The 18,373-nt window shown below is 52.0% G+C and carries 20 protein-coding genes and 1 other RNA gene; 11 read left to right on the top strand and 10 right to left on the bottom strand.

Annotation, left to right across the window (positions count from 1 at the left end; translation table 11 throughout):
• The first annotated feature begins 211 nt into the window (after positions 1-211).
• From ACRQV7_RS13800 to ruvX, 6 genes are all read left to right on the top strand, one after another.
• Positions 212-1,495 carry a dihydroorotase gene (locus ACRQV7_RS13800; protein WP_444658631.1) on the top strand — a complete coding sequence of 428 codons (1,284 nt, stop codon included), beginning with the start codon at positions 212-214 and terminating at the stop codon, positions 1,493-1,495.
• A 71-nt stretch (positions 1,496-1,566) separates the two neighbouring features.
• Positions 1,567-2,523 (top strand): orotidine-5'-phosphate decarboxylase, encoded by a 957-nt coding sequence (pyrF, locus tag ACRQV7_RS13795; protein ID WP_444658630.1) that lies wholly within the window; start codon positions 1,567-1,569, stop codon positions 2,521-2,523.
• A complete protein-coding gene (locus ACRQV7_RS13790; protein WP_444658628.1) occupies positions 2,520-3,284 on the top strand; it encodes a dihydroorotate dehydrogenase electron transfer subunit in 765 nt (254 codons plus the stop codon). Before pyrF ends, ACRQV7_RS13790 begins: the two co-directional genes overlap by 4 nt.
• Before the next feature lie 2 nt (positions 3,285-3,286).
• Positions 3,287-4,204, top strand: a complete 918-nt coding sequence (locus tag ACRQV7_RS13785) for a dihydroorotate dehydrogenase (protein WP_444658626.1) — start codon at positions 3,287-3,289, stop codon at positions 4,202-4,204.
• 19 nt (positions 4,205-4,223) lie between these two features.
• Positions 4,224-4,913: a histidine phosphatase family protein gene (locus ACRQV7_RS13780; protein WP_444658625.1), complete on the top strand. Its 690-nt coding sequence runs from the start codon at positions 4,224-4,226 to the stop codon at positions 4,911-4,913.
• Positions 4,910-5,353, top strand: coding sequence for a Holliday junction resolvase RuvX (gene ruvX / locus ACRQV7_RS13775; protein ID WP_444658623.1), 444 nt, complete (start codon positions 4,910-4,912; stop codon positions 5,351-5,353). Before ACRQV7_RS13780 ends, ruvX begins: the two co-directional genes overlap by 4 nt.
• 37 nt (positions 5,354-5,390) lie before the next feature.
• Here the strand turns inward: ruvX and ACRQV7_RS13770 are convergent, their stop codons facing one another.
• The 8 genes from ACRQV7_RS13770 to ACRQV7_RS13735 form a co-directional block, all read right to left on the bottom strand.
• The gene (locus ACRQV7_RS13770) at positions 5,391-6,203 is read right to left on the bottom strand and encodes an IS3 family transposase (protein WP_444657876.1); all 813 of its coding nucleotides are present in this window, start codon (positions 6,201-6,203) and stop codon (positions 5,391-5,393) included.
• 26 nt (positions 6,204-6,229) lie between these two features.
• Positions 6,230-6,598 carry a helix-turn-helix domain-containing protein gene (locus tag ACRQV7_RS13765; protein WP_444657875.1) on the bottom strand — a complete coding sequence of 123 codons (369 nt, stop codon included), beginning with the start codon at positions 6,596-6,598 and terminating at the stop codon, positions 6,230-6,232.
• A 101-nt stretch (positions 6,599-6,699) separates the two neighbouring features.
• The gene (locus ACRQV7_RS13760; RefSeq protein WP_444658621.1) at positions 6,700-7,575 is read right to left on the bottom strand and encodes a DegV family protein; all 876 of its coding nucleotides are present in this window, start codon (positions 7,573-7,575) and stop codon (positions 6,700-6,702) included.
• 151 nt (positions 7,576-7,726) lie between these two features.
• Positions 7,727-7,917, bottom strand: a non-coding RNA gene (gene ssrS / locus ACRQV7_RS13755) — 6S RNA.
• A gap of 10 nt (positions 7,918-7,927) precedes the next feature.
• Positions 7,928-8,248 carry a DUF1292 domain-containing protein gene (locus ACRQV7_RS13750; RefSeq protein WP_243122518.1) on the bottom strand — a complete coding sequence of 107 codons (321 nt, stop codon included), beginning with the start codon at positions 8,246-8,248 and terminating at the stop codon, positions 7,928-7,930.
• Between the two features lie 1,242 nt (positions 8,249-9,490).
• Positions 9,491-9,697 (bottom strand): hypothetical protein, encoded by a 207-nt coding sequence (locus ACRQV7_RS13745; protein WP_038325871.1) that lies wholly within the window; start codon positions 9,695-9,697, stop codon positions 9,491-9,493.
• A 145-nt stretch (positions 9,698-9,842) separates the two neighbouring features.
• Positions 9,843-11,210 (bottom strand): spore coat protein CotJB, encoded by a 1,368-nt coding sequence (locus tag ACRQV7_RS13740; protein WP_444658619.1) that lies wholly within the window; start codon positions 11,208-11,210, stop codon positions 9,843-9,845.
• Positions 11,207-11,407, bottom strand: coding sequence for a spore coat associated protein CotJA (locus ACRQV7_RS13735; protein ID WP_038325869.1), 201 nt, complete (start codon positions 11,405-11,407; stop codon positions 11,207-11,209). The genes ACRQV7_RS13740 and ACRQV7_RS13735 overlap by 4 nt, the downstream gene beginning before the upstream one ends.
• A 241-nt stretch (positions 11,408-11,648) precedes the next feature.
• Between ACRQV7_RS13735 and ACRQV7_RS13730 the strand changes: the two genes are divergently transcribed.
• On the top strand, positions 11,649-12,704 hold the full coding sequence (locus tag ACRQV7_RS13730; protein WP_444658618.1) for a lysylphosphatidylglycerol synthase transmembrane domain-containing protein: 1,056 nt from the start codon (positions 11,649-11,651) through the stop codon (positions 12,702-12,704).
• 129 nt (positions 12,705-12,833) lie between these two features.
• Here ACRQV7_RS13730 and ACRQV7_RS13725 read toward each other — a convergent pair whose 3' ends face one another.
• Together ACRQV7_RS13725 and murQ are read right to left on the bottom strand one after the other, a co-directional pair.
• On the bottom strand, positions 12,834-13,670 hold the full coding sequence (locus ACRQV7_RS13725) for a MurR/RpiR family transcriptional regulator (RefSeq protein ID WP_275713442.1): 837 nt from the start codon (positions 13,668-13,670) through the stop codon (positions 12,834-12,836).
• A gap of 24 nt (positions 13,671-13,694) precedes the next feature.
• Positions 13,695-14,624 carry an N-acetylmuramic acid 6-phosphate etherase gene (gene murQ / locus ACRQV7_RS13720; RefSeq protein ID WP_444660296.1) on the bottom strand — a complete coding sequence of 310 codons (930 nt, stop codon included), beginning with the start codon at positions 14,622-14,624 and terminating at the stop codon, positions 13,695-13,697.
• A gap of 396 nt (positions 14,625-15,020) precedes the next feature.
• Between murQ and ACRQV7_RS13715 the strand changes: the two genes are divergently transcribed.
• The 4 genes from ACRQV7_RS13715 (at position 15,021) to ACRQV7_RS13700 (ending at position 18,366) form a co-directional block, all read left to right on the top strand.
• Entirely contained in the window at positions 15,021-15,437 is a 417-nt protein-coding gene (locus tag ACRQV7_RS13715; protein ID WP_444658615.1) for a PTS sugar transporter subunit IIA, read from the top strand.
• Between the two features lie 99 nt (positions 15,438-15,536).
• Positions 15,537-16,010 (top strand): PTS system mannose/fructose/N-acetylgalactosamine-transporter subunit IIB, encoded by a 474-nt coding sequence (locus ACRQV7_RS13710; RefSeq protein ID WP_275713445.1) that lies wholly within the window; start codon positions 15,537-15,539, stop codon positions 16,008-16,010.
• 35 nt (positions 16,011-16,045) lie between these two features.
• Positions 16,046-17,623, top strand: a complete 1,578-nt coding sequence (locus ACRQV7_RS13705; RefSeq protein WP_444658614.1) for a PTS system mannose/fructose/sorbose family transporter subunit IID — start codon at positions 16,046-16,048, stop codon at positions 17,621-17,623.
• A 26-nt stretch (positions 17,624-17,649) separates the two neighbouring features.
• The gene (locus ACRQV7_RS13700; protein WP_444658612.1) at positions 17,650-18,366 is read left to right on the top strand and encodes an N-acetylmannosamine-6-phosphate 2-epimerase; all 717 of its coding nucleotides are present in this window, start codon (positions 17,650-17,652) and stop codon (positions 18,364-18,366) included.
• Positions 18,367-18,373: the final 7 nt, after the last annotated feature.

Here is an 18,373-nt window from a genome sequence, read left to right as displayed (position 1 = left end):
AAAATAATCAATAAGTAATGATCTATATCTATATTAATCGGTTTTTTCGCATCCTCCATCAATGAAGACCCCAATGGTATCGTGCCACAGAAAGACACTTTGGGGATACCCTGGGGGGTGCAGGAGGATTTTATGTCGGAGGGAGTACGGTTTACCGACGGGCTTAGATTCCCTTGGCCCAGAATAGATATTGAAAGAACGGAGGGAAGAAATGGACAGACTGCTCATTCGCGGCGCAAGGCTTCTTGACCCGAAAAGCGCGACGGACGAAACAGGGGATATCCTAATCACGGACGGCGTTTTTACCGCCGTCGGCGGGGAAATCCCCTGTACGGACGCCGAGGTGACAGACGCGCGGGGATTGGTCGCCGCGCCCGGTCTGGTGGACATGCACGTCCATCTGCGCGACCCGGGATTCATGGAAAAGGAAGATATTCTGACCGGCTGCCGTGCCGCCGCCGCGGGAGGCGTCACCAGCCTGTTGTGCATGCCCAACACCGAACCGGCGGTCGATACCCCCGAAACGGTGCGGTATATCCGGGATAAAGCACAGAGTGCAGACGCGAGGGTGTATGTCGCGGCGGCGATTACAAAGGGCCTGAAAAGCGAAGAGCTGAACGATCTGGCGGCGCTCAAAAACGCCGGGGCCGTCGCGCTGAGCGACGACGGACGGCCCGTTGTCAACACCCTGCTGATGGCGCGGGCTTTGCGCCTTGCCGCCGAACTGGATATGAGGGTGGTGTCCCACTGCGAGGATCTGTTCCTGTCGCAGGGAGGCAAGCTCAACGAAGGAGCCGTTTCCGAAAGGCTGGGGGTAAAAGGCGTTCCCGCCGCGGCGGAGGACTGCGGCACCGCGCGGGAAATCGCGCTTGCGGCGGCTTACGGTATTTCGGTGCATATCTGCCACGTCAGTACGAAAACCTCCGTCGCGCTCATCCGCGACGCGAAGCGGCGCGGCGTCAGGGTGACGGCGGAGACCGCGCCCCACTATTTCGCTCTGACGGAAAACGAACTGCTGAGCCGCGACGCGGATTACCGCATGAGCCCTCCGCTCCGTACGGAAGAGGACCGGCTGGCGGTGATCGAGGGGCTGCGCGACGGCACGATCGACGCGATCGCGACCGACCACGCGCCGCATACCCCCGAGGAGAAATCCGATTTTCTTTCCGCGCCGAACGGAAGCGTCGGGATGGAAACAAGCCTTGCCGCGGGAATCACTTATCTGGTAAACGGCGGGCTTCTCACGCTGACGGAGCTTCTCCGCCTGATGAGCGCCGCGCCCGCGGCCCTGCTGGGGATTCCGGCGGGCTCGCTTATGGCGGGAGCACCCGCGGACCTTGTGCTGTTCGACCCCGGCGAGCGCTGGACGGTCGATCCCGACCGGCTGCACGGCAAAAGCAGGAACGCCGTCTTTAAGGGCAGGGAGCTGACCGGAAAAGTGAAAAAAACGGTTTGCCGGGGAAAAATCGTCTTTGAAGATACAGGTTTGCGATAAGGGCTTTTATGGCAGCCTGCCCAACCGAGGGCAAACCGCCATTCAATAAAAAAATAAACGGAGGAACCGCCATGGCACTGGACAGATTGATAGAAGGTATCGTAAAGCTGCAAAACCCCACGGTCGCGGGATTGGACCCCCTGCTTGACTATGTTCCGAACTTTATAAAGGAGAAAGCCTTTACCCGGTACGGCGAAACGCTGGAAGGAGCGGCCAGCGCGATTCTGGAGTTCAACAAAGGGCTGATTGACGCTTTGCGCGGCATCGTGCCCGCCGTAAAGCCCCAATGCGCCTATTATGAAATGTACGGATGGCACGGTGTAAAGGCCCTGTACGATACAATCGCCTACGCGAAGGACAGGGGGCTGTTTGTCATTACCGACGGCAAGCGCAACGACATCGGTTCCACTATGCAGGCGTACGCTGCGGCGCACCTCGGCACGGTCGCGGTCGGGGAGCGGACCCACGTCCCGTTCGGCGGCGACGCGCTGACCGTCAACCCTTATCTCGGCTCCGACGGTGTTACCCCTCTGATCGATATTTGCGGGGCGCAGGACAAGGGGATTTTCGTGCTGGTAAAGACCTCCAATCCCTCCTCCGGCGAGCTGCAGAACCAAATTTTTGAAGGCGGGGAAACGCTTTACGGCACCGTCGGGCATCTTTGCGAGCAGTGGGGCGAAGGCCTGTCTGGCAAGTACGGATATTCCGGCGTCGGCGCGGTGGTGGGCGCGACCTATCCCGAACAGCTGGCGGAGCTGCGCCGCGATTTGACCCACACCTTTTTCCTGGTGCCGGGCTACGGCGCGCAGGGCGGCGGCGCAAAGGACGTTGCCCCGGCGTTTGACGAAAACGGCCTCGGCGCGGTGGTCAACGCTTCCCGCTCCATTATGACCGCATGGAAAAAGAGCGGCGCGCCGGAAACAGACTATGCCCGGGCGGCCGCGCAGGAAGCGAAGCGGATGCGCGACGAAATCGCAAAGGAAATCGGCGCGGTTTCCTTCCCGCAGAAGGGGAGCCATCAAGGATGAAATACGATGTAATGCTCTGCAAAATTACAGAAAAAAAGCAGCTGACCGCCGATGTTTTCGACCTGACCGTGGAGGCTGGCGAGCTGGCCAAAGCCGCGTCGGCAGGGCAGTTCGCCCATGTTTATGTGCCGGGGAAAACCCTGCGCCGTCCCATTTCCATCTGTGAAATCGACCGCGCGGCGGGAACCCTGCGCTTTGTTTTCCAGATTCGCGGGGAAGGCACCGCCTGGCTTGCGGACGCATGCCCCGGCGATACGCTGGACATCCTTGCGCCGCTGGGAAACGGATATTCCCTCGGAAATACCCGACAAAAGGCAGTATTTGTCGGAGGGGGCATCGGCGTGCCGCCGCTTCTGGAGGCGGCGAAGGCCTTCGGGAAAAATGCGGCGGTTCTCGCGGGCTTCCGCAATGAGGAAAGCATCATCCTGAAAGAGGATTTTGAGAAGAATGGAAACCGGGTGCTGATCGCGACCGACGACGGCTCCTTCGGCTGCCACGGGCTTGTGACCGACCTGCTTAAAGGATTGGATTTTACCGTTATTTTTGCCTGCGGCCCCGTTCCCATGCTGAAAGCGGTGTGCAGGACCGCCGCTGCGCGCGGGGTGCCCTGCCAGATTTCCCTGGAAGAGCGCATGGCCTGCGGAATCGGCGCGTGCCTTGGCTGCGCGTGCAGGCTGAAAAAAGACGGGACGGAATTTTACGGCCATGTCTGCAAGGACGGCCCGGTCTTTGATTCTGAAACAGTCGTGTGGGAGGGATGAGCATGGCGGATTTACGGGTAAGCATTGCGGGCGTTGCGTTTCAAAACCCGATTGTCGCGGCGTCCGGAACCTTCGGCTTCGGCCGTGAATACGGCGAGCTTTATCCCCTCAGCACCCTGGGCGGGATTTCCTGCAAGGGGATTACGCTTTCCCCGCGCCCCGGCAACCCGCCGCCGCGCATCGCGGAAACGCCGGGCGGAATGCTGAACGCCGTCGGGCTGCAGAATCCGGGGGTGGACCATTTTATCGAACACGACCTGCCGTGGCTGAAACAGCAGGGGACGGTGATCATCGCGAACATCGCGGGCAATACGCCGGAGGATTACTGCCGGATGGCGGAAAAGCTTTCCGGAACCGATGTGGATATGATCGAGTTGAATATTTCCTGCCCCAACGTCAAACAGGGCGGCGTACAGTTCGGCACCAGCTGCGCGGGGGCGGAGGGCGTCACGGCGGCGGTACGCAGGCACTGCAAAAAGCCGCTGATGGTCAAGCTGTCCCCGAATGTCAGCGATATCGGCGAAATTGCCGCGGCGGCCGAAAGCGCGGGCGCCGACGCGATTTCCATGATCAACACCCTGACCGGCATGCGCATCGACATCCATACCCGCAGGCCGGTGATCCGCAACAATACGGGCGGGCTTTCCGGCCCGGCGCTGCTCCCGGTGGCCGTCCGGATGGTCAGTCAGGTATATAAAAGGGTGAAAATCCCCATCATCGGAATGGGCGGTATTTCCAAATGGCAGGACGCTGTAGAGATGCTTCTGGCCGGCGCTTCCGCGCTGCAGATCGGGACCGTGCTTTTTACCGACCCGTACGCGCCGGTGAAAATACTGGACGGGCTCAGCGAATATCTGGACAGGAACCATATTGCCAAAGCAGCCGAACTGACGGGAAAGATGATCCCATGGGAATCATAAGAAACAGGAGAATGACACAATGACACGAATCATACTTGTGCGCCACTGCGAAGCGCTGGGAAACACGAGAGGCGTTTTTCAGGGGAGCACCGACTGCGATATTTCCGGAAACGCCGAAGCGCAGCTTGACCTTTTGAGCATCCGGTGCCGCAACATGCCGATCGGCGCGATTTATTCCAGCCCGTTGCAGCGGGCGTATAAAACGGCGCAGGCGATCAACCGCTTTCACGATTTGCCCATTCAGGTGGAACCGGGCCTGCGTGAAATCAACGGCGGGATTCTGGAAGGCCGGCTCTGGAAGGAGATGCCCGAACGCTTTCCGAACGAATGGGATACCTGGCTGAACCGCCCATGGGATTTTGCCCCGCCGGAGGGGGAACCCATGCGGCAGGTCTATCAAAGGGTATGGGAGGGTATTACCGGTATTGTCCGGAAAAACCGGGGGAAAACCGTCTGTGCCGTTTCGCACGGCTGCGCCATCCGCAATATCCTCTGCAGCGCGCTGCATAAGCCGCTTGAGCAGATCGATCAGGTGGCGGGTTCCGCCAATACCGCGATCAGTGTGATTGATTTCGATGATAATCTGTATAGCACGGTGGTCTCTATGAACGACGCTTCCCACCTGACGCCGGAGGTCTCCTCCACCGCGAAATTCGTGTGGTGGAAGCAGAACAACCGGGAAGCGTCCGGGAAAAGAGGATCGTTATGAAAATACTGGCTGTCGATTTGGGCAGGGCGCGCACAGGACTCGCTGTGTGCGATAAAAGCGAGCTTCTGGCCTCTCCCGCGGGCGTAATCAGCGAACATAATATGGAACGGCTTGCCAAAACAATCGCCGCACAGGCCGCAGAAAGGGCCGTGGGGACGATTGTGGTCGGACTGCCCCGCAACATGGACGGCAGCGAAGGGGAAAGCGCGCAAAACGCCCGCGCCTTTGCCGAAGCGCTGCGGGCGCTGGTAAACGTTCCGGTGGAAATGCGCGACGAACGGGGGACCACCATTACGGCCCACGGGTATCTGAACGATACCGACACGCGCGGAAAAAAGCGCAAGGCGGTGGTGGACGCGGTTGCCGCAACCATCATCCTGCAGGATTATCTGGACTACCGGAGAAATCAAAGGGGACAGAAAAAAGAGGGGAACGGCTGAATTGAATTGACCCCAAAAAGTTAGACAAATATTTTAATTAGGCAGCCGAGAGGGCTTGTTGTCTGTGAAGAGCAGGCGGCAGGCCCCTTAGCTTTGCCTTGGAGCGGCGGTAGTTATAATAGTCAATATAATCGACGAGTTCAGTTTTAAAATGCTCCATGGACTCAAAAGTCTGTAAATATAGCAGTTCGCTCTTGAGCAGACCGAAAAAGTTCTCAATCACGGCATTGTCCAGGCAGTTGCCTTTTCGGCTCATACTCTGCCGGACGCCTTTCTTTTTGAGCATACGTTGGTATTGCTTGTGCTGGTATTGCCAGCCCTGGTCGGAATGCAGGATCAGGTTTGTCCCGTCTGGAATTCTTGCAAAAGCCTTGTCCAGCATTTCTGTCACCATGGAGAGCGCTGGTTTGTCCGAGATTGAGTAACCTACAACATCACGGCTACACAGGTCAAGAATTGGTGACAAATAGAGCTTCTGCCCAAACAGACTAAATTCTGTGACATCGGTCACCCACTTCTGGTTTGGCTTTTCCGCCTCGAAGTTTCGTTCCAGCAGATTTGACGCAACCTTGCCAACCGCGCCCTTGTAAGAGTGGTACTTCTTCATCCGTACACGGCAGACAAGGCCAAGCTGCTTCATCAGCCGCTGCACCGTCTTGTGGTTTAGTGGGAAACCGCGGCGGCGCAGCTCTGCGGTAATACGCCGGTAGCCATAGCGCCCTTTGTTCTCGTGGTAAATTGCGGCAATGCCCTCTTTGGCGTTGCCGTATTTATCTGCCTTTGCCAGCCGTTTCTCATGGTAGTAGTAAGTCGAGCGCGCAAGCTGAGCCACTTCCAACAGAATTTCCAATGAATAACTTTGCCTCAGTCCTCGAATCACCAGCGTTTTTTGCGCGCTTTTCGCTCGTCTTCCAAAACCAAGGCTTGCAAGTTTTTTAGGTACGCCACCTCTGCACGCAGTCGCTGATTCTCTGCGATCAGATCTTCTTCCATCTGCTTGTCCAGTTTTGGTGGTCGGCCTTTCTGGGTTCCGCTGGCGGCACTGGCTCGGCCTCGACGCTCGACATACAACCCTGCCGGTCCCTCTTCAAGATAAATTCGTTCCCATTTCTTGATTCGTTCTGCTCCGCCAATTTCAAATATGCGCATTGCTTCACGATAGCTTAATCCGTCCTTTCGGACTGTTTCTACTACCAGCTGCTTAAATTTACCAGTATACTTCTTGAGTGGTATTCCTTTGGGCATAAAAACTGCACCCCTTCCGTTAGTTTCAGTATATCATACTGTCTAACTTTTGGGGTGCAGTTCAAATCCGTTTCCCTCTTTTTTAATGTTGATAAGCTGATTCAATTCCGGTCTTTGCCAAGGTAGAACAGGGCTACGGTTCCCGGCCCGGAGTGAGTCCCGATCACCGGGCCGATGGGGTTGATTTCCGTCGCTTTGACATGGAACTTTTTCCGTACCTGGTCCGCTATGTACTTGGCGTCCTCCGGGACGTCCCCGTGGCTGACGAAAATCATCTGCCCTTCCGGGTCCTCCACCGCGTTCTGCATATGATGAAGGAGAGCGTCCAGGGACTGGCGGCGCCCGCGTACCTTTTCGACCGGAATCAGGCGCCCTTCGCTGTCGACATGAAGGACGGGCTTGATCCCCAGCATCGTACCGACCAGCGCCGCCGCGCCGGATACGCGTCCCCCGCGCTTCAGGTGGTTCAGGTCGTCGACGGTGAACCAGTGCGCAAGACGCGCCCGGTTCGAAAGCAGCCATTTGTGCACCTCGTCAACGGAGCTGCCGTTCTGGCGCATCTGCGCCGCGTAGTAAACGAGAAGGCCCTCTCCCATGGAAGCGGCAAGCGAGTCCACAGCGTAAACTTTTCTCCGGGGATATTTCAGCGCAAGCTCCTCGGCAACCAGGCGCGCATTGTTGTAGGTACCGCTCAGGGCGGAGGAAAATCCGATATATATCACATCCTGCCCCGCCTTTAAAGCCGGTTCAAAAGCTTCCGCGAAGGTGACGGGGCCAATCTGGTTGGTGGTGGCCATTTCCCCGCCGCGAAGACGGTCGTAGAAATTGTGGGAGGAAATATCGCGCTCGTCCGGGTAATTGGTATAGGAATCTTCTCCGACCGTAAAAGTCATCGGAATCACTTCAATATCCATTGCTTTGATTAGCTTTACAGGAAGGTCAGAAGTGGAGTCCGTTATGATTTTGTAATCGTACATCTAACCCTTCACTCCTTTCATAACTGGGTCCGGCTGCTTCTGAAATGCATTATATAATATTACCCGGAAACTGTACACCGACAAAATGAGCAAACTGTCATATGACATCAAAAAGGGCTCCCGATCTTCATCAGGGGCCCTAAACTTATTTATTGATCCCGCCTGGCCGTAATGTGCTGAAATAACCTGCTACTAAAAAGCAGGTGGGTGCCAGCCCAATGGTTTCGTACTCCCTTCGTCCGGCAAAAGCCGGGAGGTCTGAGGTCCGCCACCGGAGCGTATGCTCCCGATTTAAATTTGTAGGGTTATTTTTGCAACGGTCCACGCACCAGGCAGGGTGCAAACGAAATGTTTATTCGTCGTTTTCCGTATCTTCCTCGGAATCGTACAGTTCTTCAAAACGGCTTTCAAAAAGCTCGGCAAGCTTGTCGAGCAGCTCTTCGTCCTCTACTTCGGCCAGCTGCTGTTCGCCGTTTTCTTCGATCGCTTCAAAGATATAATAAGTGCCCTCCGCGTCAACTTTATCCTGTGGATCCTCAAATGTCGGCAGCAGCGCGTAGAAGCAGCCGTCGTCGTTATCGATAACATCCAGAACCTCAAATTCGTGTTCTTCGCCGTCGTCGTCAATCAGGGTAATTAAATCCGCACCGTATTCGTCGTTCACAGGGGTCATCTCCTCACCGTTTATTTGTCTATGTATTATTCTACATTTCCTGTTTCATGAAGTCAACAGGAAAATAAAGTTACACAATAATATATGAAATTTTCATGTACAAGCCAAAAAATATATTGACCTTTTACAAGTTATCGCTTATAATATAGATGGAAACAGAGATAGGAATGATTTTTAAACGGTGATGGGCGGGTGCCGAAAAAACGGCGGCGCTGCAGAAACGGCGCCGGCAAAGGGTACCGCCGGAAGAAGCACCGGAAAAATCAATGATGCAGAAAGAGGTGAGTCCAATGGGCATTGAACCGTTTTGTAAAGCACACAGCTGCAAGTTCGTTGGGCGCAGCTGCCGAATCCCTTGTTCAGCGTGAAAATAAATGATCCGGAAAATCCTGATGATTCATGCAGCAAGATTGTAGGCGGAATATCGACCACGATGTCCGAACCAACGAAACGACGATTCTTTATACTTTGCAACCCGTTTTTGCTTTTCTGAAAAAGCAGTTCGATTGAACAGGGAAAAGGGGTGAGTCCAAAATATAGTTTGAAACGCGTTTTCTGGTTTTCGTTTTATTAAAAAGAAATTGGTGGTCCCAATGTACAATTGAGAAACAATTTAACCGAATAAATTTGAGGCTCCGGCAATGAACTTGCCGGAGCTTTGCTTTCTATCGTAAATCGGCATACAAGTATGAGGTGATTACATGATTCGGACATGATGACGGCTGCCGCGTGTCACAAAGAGTAACCGCCTTGTTTCAATATAAAATATGCCGTAAAGTTTTTTTTCGTGCATCCGTTAAACGCATTTTTAAGAAGCTTTTTTCTTTGGGCATGAATTCAGTCCCGGGACGCCGCACGGGACGAAAAACAGCGAAAGAAAATTTCCTTCCGCTGTTTTTCTTATTTCCATAGTGATCAGCAGGTCCCGGTGATTCCTTTGATGCAGCGGAGAAGATCTTCCAGTGTACAGATCTCTTCACCGCAGCCGGACACTGCATTCTGTACATTTGCAGGCAGTGATGAAAAATACTGATTTACTTCAGTATTGGATGCTAAAAGATCACTTAAATTGTTTGCCATTTCTGTCACCTCGCGAATAGTTTGCGAGGATAGCATGAAATTATGAAAGTAAATTGTTGTTAAAAATATTGCCTTGGCCGCCCGCTATTTTGCATAGCAGGCGGTTTTTAACGATTTTTTTGCAAAGAAAAACCGTTCGGGACGGTACGGAAAAGTGTAAAACTATGACCTCTTACGGCTGCAGACAAGCCGCTCAATGACATCATCCAGTATACGCAGATCACTATTATTTAAATCGTCCAGCAGGGAAAGAATCCGTTTCAATGCTCTTGCGCTTTCGCTGTCACAGCTGTGGCTGCAGTCATTGGAATCGAAATCATTCGCGTCTGATACGGACTCAACATTATTGGTATAGCGGTTTAAACTCATTGTTCTACTCCTTTCACTCGAGAATACTCCATAGTATGCATTGCCTGAACAGCCTGTCAATATGGGTACGGGGAATTCCACGGGCATATAAAAATCCGCCGGTCGGGAACCGGCGGATTGCGGAACGGTCTGCGCGGTTCCGTTTTTATTTTCCTAATATATTTACCCATGAAAGCACGTTTGACTGCGGCATCGTTTTGTTCTGTGTAGTCCCCTGTACCGCTGCGTTTCCGGCGGAATTCTGCATATTTGACTGCGGCATGGCGCTGTTCTGCTGCATGGAGGCGCCCTGTGTCGCCGTATTTCCGGCGGCATTCTGCGTATTGGTCTGCGGCATGGCGCTGTTCTGCTGCATGGAGGCGCCCTGTGTCGCCGTATTTCCGGCGGCATTCTGCGTATTCGTCTGCGGCATGGCGCTGTTCTGCTGCATGGAGGCACCCTGTGTCGCCGTGTTTCCGGAGGCGTGCGTGTTCGTCTGCGGCATGGCGCTGTTCTGCTGCATGGAGGCACCCTGTGTCGCCGTGTTTCCGGCGGCACTCTGCGTATTGGTCTGCGGCATGGCGCTGTTCTGCTGCATGGAGGCGCCCTGCGTCGCCGTATTTCCGGCGGCGTTCTGCATTGTTGGCATATTCATCCGAGGCATCGCACTGCCCTGCTGCATGGAGGAGCTTTGCACCGCCGGCATGTTCATCCATGGCATGGGGCTGTTTTGCTGCATGGTGGCGCCCTGTACCGCCGTATTTGCGGTTGGAGCGTTTTGCGTCATTGGCAGATTCATCCGCGGCATTGCGCTGTTCTGCTGCGTGGAGGTCCCCTGCACCGCCATGTTTCCGGCGGCATTCTGCATCATCGGTAGATTCATCTGGGGCATGGCGCTGTTCTGCTGTGTGGAGGTCCCCTGCACCGCCGTGTTTCCGGCAGCGTTCTGCATCATTGGCATATTCATCTGCGGCATGGCGCTGTTCTGCTGTGTGGAGGTCCCCTGTACCGCCGCGTTTCCGGCGGCATTCTGCATCATCGGTAGATTCATCTGGGGCATGGCGCTGTTCTGCTGTGTGGAGGTCCCCTGCACCGCCATGTTTCCGGCGGCATTCTGCATCATCGGTAGATTCATCTGGGGCATGGCGCTGTTCTGCTGCGTGGAGGTTCCCTGTACCGCCGCGTTTCCGGCGGAATTCATGCTTTGCCACGGCATTGCGTTATTCGCCCACGGCATCGTGTTTTCCTTCTGTTTTGACATTCCCTGTACATTCATGTTGTTTCCGGCTGCTGTACCGTCCCACGGCCAGGGATCGGCGATCCACGCCCAGCGGCTGGTGTTCTGGGCGTTCACATTGACCGGCCCGTAGGCCGCTTCATACTTCGCGGTCATTTCATTTGTTGCTTTTCTGTATTCTTCCAGCTTCTGCGCCGCTTTGCAGTCGCCGGGATGGGTATCTAAAAAAATATGAAGCTCCCACATTGCAAACTGGTAGGAGCGGATTCTCGTCATTAAAGCTTCCTGTTCGGTCATTTCATTACACCTCGTTTACCTAAAAAAGGTTTGTCAAGATCTGGGAATATGGTGCCGCTGCGCAGACCCATTTCCGGCTCGTATACCGCGCCGAACTGCTGGAAAGGAACGTATGCCATTGCCACGACGGTCGTTGCGGGCAACGGCGGGGGACTCAGCAGGCACGATTCCCCTTCCACGATTTTCATGTCGTTCATTGTATATCTCCTTTCTGATACGTCTCGACACATCGGGCTTATCCGATAATATAGTATGCAGAATTCCCCAAGCGCGTGCAATCCGGCAATCCGCTGAAAGCGCCTGTAAACGCCGGGCCCCGTGGAATTTCCTCTTAGGGAATCCCTTAGTTCGGGAAACGGTCTTGTATAATTTTGCTGTTTGAGATAAAATATAGAAATGTCCCAGGCGTAAGGCCAATTTATAACAATGGAGAAAAAAATGGCAGGTAGTCTAAAAAAGGGAATCCGCAAAAATCTTTTTGTCATTCTTACACTGCTTCTTTCCGCCGGAATTCTGCTTTACTTTCTGTTTACCACGGACGGGATTGTCGCACTGGGGGAAATTATCTTGAAGCTGAAGCCCGAGTGGCTGTTTTTATCCGTTGCGGGCGCGGTGCTCTGCTGGATTTCGGAGGGCTTCGTCCTGAACCTGCTCTGCGTCCATTTGTATCCCGAATGGAGCTTCGGGCGTTCTTTTTGCGTAGGCATGATCGGCTTTTTGTACAGCGCGGTTACGCCGTTTTCAACCGGCGGCCAGCCGATGCAGATTTACTCCATGAGAAAATTGGGTATGGACACGGGGAAGGCCGGCTCCATCATTGCAGTCAAGACCCTGACTTATCAGGTGGTCATGGTGCTGTATTCCCTCGTACTGGTTGCCATGAAGCTGCATTTTTTCCAGACGAGCGTCAGCAATTTTTCCTTTGTAACGATTATCGGGCTGATCAGCAACAGCACTTTTATCACCCTGGTCGCCCTGTTCATGATCAGCGAGACCGCCACGGATAAAATTGTGACGGGCGTGATCCGCTTTCTTCATAAAGTGAAGCTTTGCAGACATCCCCAAGAGCGTTATGAGAAAATCCACAGCCAGCTCGAAATTTTCCACGGCGCTTCCAAGCTGATGGGAAGATCGGTCAGGCTGTATGCCGTCGTGATGGCGTTCACCGTTGTTCAGATCACGCTGAACAGCCTGATTCCCTATTTCATTTACCGCAGCTTCAACATAGGCTCCGCGTCGGTCACAACCATGGTGGCGGCCCAGGTGTTCGTAGCCATGGTCAGCGTGTTTGTGCCGCTGCCGGGAGCCTCCGGCGGCGCGGAAGGCAGCTTCTACCTGTTTTTCGGCATGTTCTTTAAGACCGCGATCATCCCCGCGATCCTTCTGTGGAGAATCATTACCTATTATTTCAATATCCTGTTCGGCGGCGTTTTCGCCTATGTCGCGCAAAAACGCTACCATGTGCAGGCGCCGGACGAATCGGAAAAACAATGATCGTAATAAGATTTCTATAACAAAAAAGCCCAACGGTCCGTTGGGCTTTTACGGAGGAAGCAATGCTTCCTCCGTTATTTTATAATGGTGGATAACCTTTATATCCGACTGCATGACGAATCTTAACGGCTATTTTAAACGCTTGATCGCTTCCTTGGTCCTGACCAGATATTCCTTTATCATCCCTATGTCGTTTTTTGCAAGACCCAAATACAGCAGGTCCGTGACGATGAGAGAGGCGTTGCGCGAAGCAATTGCGCCCAGCCTCAACTCTCTCTCCGAGGAGGGAATATAGAGCAGGATGTCTGAAAGCTTTACCAAAGGACTTTTTTTGAACTGAGTAATGCTGATAACGGGCGTCCCCAGCTCTTTCGCAAGCTGTACGGCAGTGTTGACCTCGCGTGTTGTCCCGCTGTAGCTAACGGCGATCGCCGCATCCCGGTCCGTCATGTGAGCGGCGGCGGGCAGCTGATAATGAAAATCGCTTTGAAACACGACCCTGCGATTTATCCGCGTCAGCTTCTGCATAAAGTCCATACACACGATCCCCGATCCGCCGACCCCGAAAAGATAGACCGTGTCACAGTGAAGCAGCAGGTCGACCGCTTTTTCAAGGCTTGCGGTGTTGATAAGCCGGTATGCCTGATTCTGCAGCATGGTATTCAGGTTTTCCGCCTTTTTCAGGACGGTATCCATCGAATCCTGTTCCTGAATCATGTCGTCGTAATTTGTGATTTCAGCAGCTCTGTCCTTGGCCAGATCGACTTTCAAAGCGGTAAAGCCGTTGTAACCCAGTTTTTTAGAAAAGCGTATCACTGCGGCGGCAGAAACACCGACGCGTTCCCCTAAAGTCTGTGATGAGTTTAAGGGGACTTCGTCAATATGGTTCAGGATGTAATCCGCCAGCTTCTTTTCCGTATCCGTGTAGCTGGAGGCTCCTTCCCGTATTTTGTAAATGCAGCTCATGTGTAAACGCTTCCTTTTCTGAATTCAGTTTTTGGGGAGTACGGCGTCTCTGCTTTTAAGCGAGCGGATTGCCATCGATATATTGCCCAGGCTATCGTTCAGCATGGTTTCACAATTGCTTCTGGAAAGACCGGTCAGCGCCATGCAGATCGCCACCTTTACGTCGGAGCCGCTGGATTTCAGATATTTTTCGGCTTCTTCGTAGCTGCACCCGGTGCTTGACAGGATAATCCGTTTTGCCCTCTCGATCAGCTTTTCGTTTGTCGGCTGTACGTCTACCATCAGATTTTTGTACACTTTTCCATATTGTACCATAAGTGCGGTGGAAATCATATTCAAAATCATTTTTTGTGCGCTCCCGGATTTCATGCGTGTGGAGCCGGTAATGACTTCCGGCCCGACAAGCACTTCGATTTTGGTTTGAGCATGCATTGAGATTTCAGCGTTGCTCACGCAGCTGATCGCCCCGGTGTAAGCGCCGATCTCTTTTGCGTAATCCAGCCCGCCGATCACGTACGGCGTTCTCCCGCTTGCCGCCAGACCGATAACGGTATCGCTGCTGTTCAGAGAAATGCGCATTAAATCCTGCTTTGCGAGGGAGAAATCATCCTCTGCCCCTTCCTTCGCCCTGATCAGCGCCTCAAATCCGCCGGCGATGACGCCCTGGATCAGCGTGGGCTCCACACCGAAGGTCGGAGGACATTCGCTGGCGTCCAAGACACCCAGCCTGCCCGAAGTACCCGCGCCGATGTAGACGACTCTGCCGCCGCGCATCATGCGCTTGTGCGCTTCATCTATCAGCTCCTGAATAGCGGGCAGCACTTTTTCTACGGCAAAAGCAACCTTTTTATCCTCGGAATTGATTACTTCAAGCATTTCTATTGTGCTCATTACATCGATCTCACGGCTTTCTTCGTTCTTTTGCTCTGTTTCAAGTATATCAAGATTTGTGATCATTTTGCATATCTCCCTTAAAATGTTGTAGTGTGTGGGAAATTTGGTTTCTGTGCGTTGTTCAATGCTTTTTTCAATGAATAACCGGCAAGCGAAGGTTCGTTTGGGACTGTTGCTGCCTTCCAAGGTTATTCTTAGTAATTTAATTATAAACATTTAAAATAAAAATTCAATACATATTCTTAAATAATAAAATTAAATTTTATAAATTCTATTTAAAATACAGGAAAAATGCGGGATAATATTTTAAAACTGGTTTTTCAATATTCTTAATTTAAAAGCTGTTTTGTAAATGTTTTGAAATAAAATTTTAAAATTTCCACAATAATTCTTAAAATTTTATTGACTTTTTAATTGGAGTATTATATACTTTTGTCAATTCTAAGGGGGGGTTCTATGGGTGATAAGAAAAAGAAGCGAAGAATTTTAATTGTAAGCCATGGAAAAATCGCGGAGGCGATGGTACACGTTGCTACACTGATCATGGGTGAGATGGACGCAGTCGACTATCTGTGCCTGCAGGAAGATGAATCTTTGGAAAGCTTTACCGCAAGAATCGGGGAAAAGACAAAAGAGGAGTGCGAATATATCATTCTTGCCGACCTGATGAGCGGGACGCCCTTTAATGCCGCGTTTGCGGTAAAGCAGGGAAAGCCGCACCTTGAGATCATCGCGGGCTTCAATTTGCCGCTGCTGCTTTCATTGGTGAACGATCAGGATGCTCCTTTGGATCAGGCGATAAAAAACGCGGTGGAGACGGGAAAAACGACGCTTTTCCATTTAGCGCCCGAAAATCTGAGTCGCCGGGACTGAGCATACAGGAAAATACTTCCTGTATGGCGATTTAAAAGAAAAGAATCGAAGGGCTATGTGTACAAAGATGGAATGAGTAAAGAATGAGGAGGGAGAAAAATGGCAATTGCAGTGGCAAGAATAGACGAAAGGCTGGTTCACGGTCAAATAGCCTATAGCTGGAGCGTAGCATATCAGGTGGACACCATTATTGTTGTGGACGATATCTGCGCAAAGGACCAAATGCAGAAAATGCTGATCGGGATGGCGGTGCCGAAAGGAAAGACCGGTTATGTCTTTTCAGTGGACGAAACGATACAGTACTTTAAAAGTGAAAAGGATCTCCATCAAAAAATCTTTTTAGTGGCAAAAGGACCGGAGGCATATTTAAAGCTGGTAGAAGGAGGCGTGGCGGTAAAAAGCATAAATGTCGGCGGAATGTATTTTAAAGAGGGAAAGAAGCAGCTGTCCAAAACGGTTTACGTGGATGACGAAGACATCCGGACCTTCAGAAAGCTTCAGGAACAAGGAGTGGAGTGTGAAATCAGGACTGCTCCAAGTGATAAATCTCTTGATCTGTACCATTTATGCTGACAAAGAAATAAAAAATATAGAAAGGGATTGATACCATGTCTACTCTTAGCGCCTTGGGATTAAGCGCTTTTATCGCGCTGCTTATTTTGGAAAATTACGGATATGGTTATTGGATGATTAGCCGCCCGGTGGTAGGCGGGGCAATTTTGGGCCTTCTGATGGGGGACTTGAACACCGGCCTGCTTGTCGGCGGCAGTGTTGAATTGATGTTTATGGGTGTTCTGCCGATCGGAGGCTCCGTGCCGCCGAACGCACAGATCGCCGGTCTGATCGGCACGGCCTTTGCTATTTTATCGGGGGGAAAACCGGAAATCGGCATTGTTCTTGCGATGCCGGTAGGAATTCTGGCGCAATTCCTGATTATGCTCGCTTGGAATGTCAATATCTATCTTGTCCATCGGGCGGATAAATACATATCGGAAGGCAATACAAAAAAAGTGGAGAGAACCCATTTGACCGGGCTGATCGTGTTCTTCGTCATTTTCTTTATCGCTACATTTTTTGCATTGCGGTTCGGAAGCGAATGGGTATCAAACTTGGTCGCGTCTCTGCCGGCATGGCTGAATACGGGGCTGAAAGCGACTTCCACCATCCTTCCTGCGGTAGGTATGGCAATGCTGATCAAGATGATGGACGCAAAAAAATATTGGGCATTTCTGCTTTTGGGCTTCGTGTTAGCGGAGTATCTGAAGCTTGACGTACTTGCGATCTCGCTGATGGGTTTGGCGATTGCCGCCGGAGTCTTTTCTCTGAGCAAGCGGGAGGACGGAGAAAACATCTTTGCGGATAATGATAACGGTGAAAACCGGGAAACCCTGTTGGACAAGAAAGACCTGAAAAAAGTATTCTTCAGATCTTTCTTCTCCATGACATCGATCAATTATGAACGGTACTGCAACCTTGGTTTCTGCTATGCCATGATCCCGGCTTTGAAGAAGTTCTATAAAAACGAAGAGGAATATAAGGAAGCGCTTGCGAGAAACAACGAGTTTTTCAATTGCCATCCCTACACCGGAAATGCAGTCATTGGGGTGACCCTGGCACTGGAGGAAGAAAAATCGAGGAATCAGCAAATGGCTCCGGAAATCATCTCTTCCACAAAAGCCGCGTTGATGGGACCGCTGTCCGGAATTGGGGATTCTCTTTTCAAAGCGACCTTTATGACCATTTTTGCGGCGATCGGCGCCGGAATGAGTTTGAACGGGAATTTTCTGGGGCCCATTGTGTTCATCGTTCCGAATGTTTTGCTGAATGTTTTTTCGCGGTGGTACTTTATCAAGTACGGCTATCGGTTCGGAATCAAGCTTGTCAGTAAAATCAATGAATCAAATCTGATCGATAAGTTTGTTCAGGCGGCCACTATTGTGGGTTTGATGGTCACCGCCGCAATGGTTGTCAGCTTTGTCAAGCTGCCCATTGCCCTGCAGTTTATTTCCGCCGGCAAAAAAGTCGTGGTGCAAGAGCTTTTGGATCAGATTCTGCCCGGACTGCTTCCCGTTGCGGTCACTCTCATTTATTATAAAATCTTAAACAAATCACAAAAAGGCAATTATATTTGTATTGTTTTAAGTTTTGTGATCGGTATTTTCGGAAAACTGTTTGGGATACTTTAAAGTTCTCTGTTGAAAGGAATGGTTGGATGACGTCGAAACAGGAAACTGTTTTAAACCAGATCAAAAACGGTCTCATTGTCTCCTGTCAGGCCCGGGAAGGCTGGGCGATGCGGGGCAGCGATATTATGGCGGCTTTCGCAAAAGCCGCTGAAGAGGGAGGCGCAGTAGGAATCAGAGCAAACGGCGAAGAGGATATTCGCGCCATTTCCCGGAAAGTAAAGCTTCCGATTATCGGGATTCGTAAAATATGGGATCAGGATAAACGTGTTTTTATCACGCCGGATTTTGAAAGCGCCAAAAAAGTGATTGAGGCCGGTGCCTCCATTGTTGCACTGGACGGGACAAAAAGAGAAAGGCCGAACGGCGAAACGCTTACTTCCATGATTCAGGGTATCCATAAAAATTACCCGGATATATTGGTTATGGCGGATATTTCAACCTTTGAAGAGGGTGTTTACGCAAGTGACTGTGGCGCGGATATCGTGTCAACCACGCTTTGCGGATACACTCCCCAGACGAGTCATATAAACGGACTCAGCTATGAGCTGGTGGAACAGCTTGTCCGTCATCTCGCAAAACCGATCATCGCAGAAGGCAGGATCCACACCAAAGAAGAGGCGCTTAAAATTCTGGAGCTGGGCTGCCACAGCATTGTTGTGGGAACGGCGATCACCCGACCGGAGATCATTACCTCGTGGTATGTCGAAGAATTGAAAAAGCGGAAAGCTTCTCCCACGGCCTGACGGACAA

Source organism: Caproiciproducens lactatisolvens, assembly GCF_052443335.1.
Taxonomy (GTDB): domain Bacteria; phylum Bacillota; class Clostridia; order Oscillospirales; family Acutalibacteraceae; genus Caproiciproducens.
The sequence above is the reverse complement of the archived record's forward strand: the minus strand, read 5'-3'. Positions and strand labels throughout refer to the sequence as shown.

What these genes read in the sequence shown, in the direction of transcription:
- ACRQV7_RS13765 (WP_444657875.1), bottom strand. Translation starts at nt 6,598, where the DNA reads ATGCCCAAAGGAATACCACTCAAGAAGTATACTGGTAAATTTAAGCAG.
- ACRQV7_RS13760 (WP_444658621.1), bottom strand. Translation starts at nt 7,575, where the DNA reads ATGTACGATTACAAAATCATAACGGACTCCACTTCTGACCTTCCTGTA.
- ACRQV7_RS13730 (WP_444658618.1), top strand. Translation starts at nt 11,649, where the DNA reads ATGGCAGGTAGTCTAAAAAAGGGAATCCGCAAAAATCTTTTTGTCATT.
- ACRQV7_RS13745 (WP_038325871.1), bottom strand. Translation starts at nt 9,697, where the DNA reads ATGAGTTTAAACCGCTATACCAATAATGTTGAGTCCGTATCAGACGCG.
- ACRQV7_RS13725 (WP_275713442.1), bottom strand. Translation starts at nt 13,670, where the DNA reads ATGAGCTGCATTTACAAAATACGGGAAGGAGCCTCCAGCTACACGGAT.
- ACRQV7_RS13705 (WP_444658614.1), top strand. Translation starts at nt 16,046, where the DNA reads ATGTCTACTCTTAGCGCCTTGGGATTAAGCGCTTTTATCGCGCTGCTT.
- ACRQV7_RS13800 (WP_444658631.1), top strand. Translation starts at nt 212, where the DNA reads ATGGACAGACTGCTCATTCGCGGCGCAAGGCTTCTTGACCCGAAAAGC.
- pyrF (WP_444658630.1), top strand. Translation starts at nt 1,567, where the DNA reads ATGGCACTGGACAGATTGATAGAAGGTATCGTAAAGCTGCAAAACCCC.
- ACRQV7_RS13700 (WP_444658612.1), top strand. Translation starts at nt 17,650, where the DNA reads ATGACGTCGAAACAGGAAACTGTTTTAAACCAGATCAAAAACGGTCTC.
- ACRQV7_RS13710 (WP_275713445.1), top strand. Translation starts at nt 15,537, where the DNA reads ATGGCAATTGCAGTGGCAAGAATAGACGAAAGGCTGGTTCACGGTCAA.
- ACRQV7_RS13750 (WP_243122518.1), bottom strand. Translation starts at nt 8,248, where the DNA reads ATGACCCCTGTGAACGACGAATACGGTGCGGATTTAATTACCCTGATT.
- ACRQV7_RS13740 (WP_444658619.1), bottom strand. Translation starts at nt 11,210, where the DNA reads ATGACCGAACAGGAAGCTTTAATGACGAGAATCCGCTCCTACCAGTTT.
- ACRQV7_RS13790 (WP_444658628.1), top strand. Translation starts at nt 2,520, where the DNA reads ATGAAATACGATGTAATGCTCTGCAAAATTACAGAAAAAAAGCAGCTG.
- ruvX (WP_444658623.1), top strand. Translation starts at nt 4,910, where the DNA reads ATGAAAATACTGGCTGTCGATTTGGGCAGGGCGCGCACAGGACTCGCT.
- ACRQV7_RS13785 (WP_444658626.1), top strand. Translation starts at nt 3,287, where the DNA reads ATGGCGGATTTACGGGTAAGCATTGCGGGCGTTGCGTTTCAAAACCCG.
- ACRQV7_RS13715 (WP_444658615.1), top strand. Translation starts at nt 15,021, where the DNA reads ATGGGTGATAAGAAAAAGAAGCGAAGAATTTTAATTGTAAGCCATGGA.
- ACRQV7_RS13780 (WP_444658625.1), top strand. Translation starts at nt 4,224, where the DNA reads ATGACACGAATCATACTTGTGCGCCACTGCGAAGCGCTGGGAAACACG.
- ACRQV7_RS13735 (WP_038325869.1), bottom strand. Translation starts at nt 11,407, where the DNA reads ATGAACGACATGAAAATCGTGGAAGGGGAATCGTGCCTGCTGAGTCCC.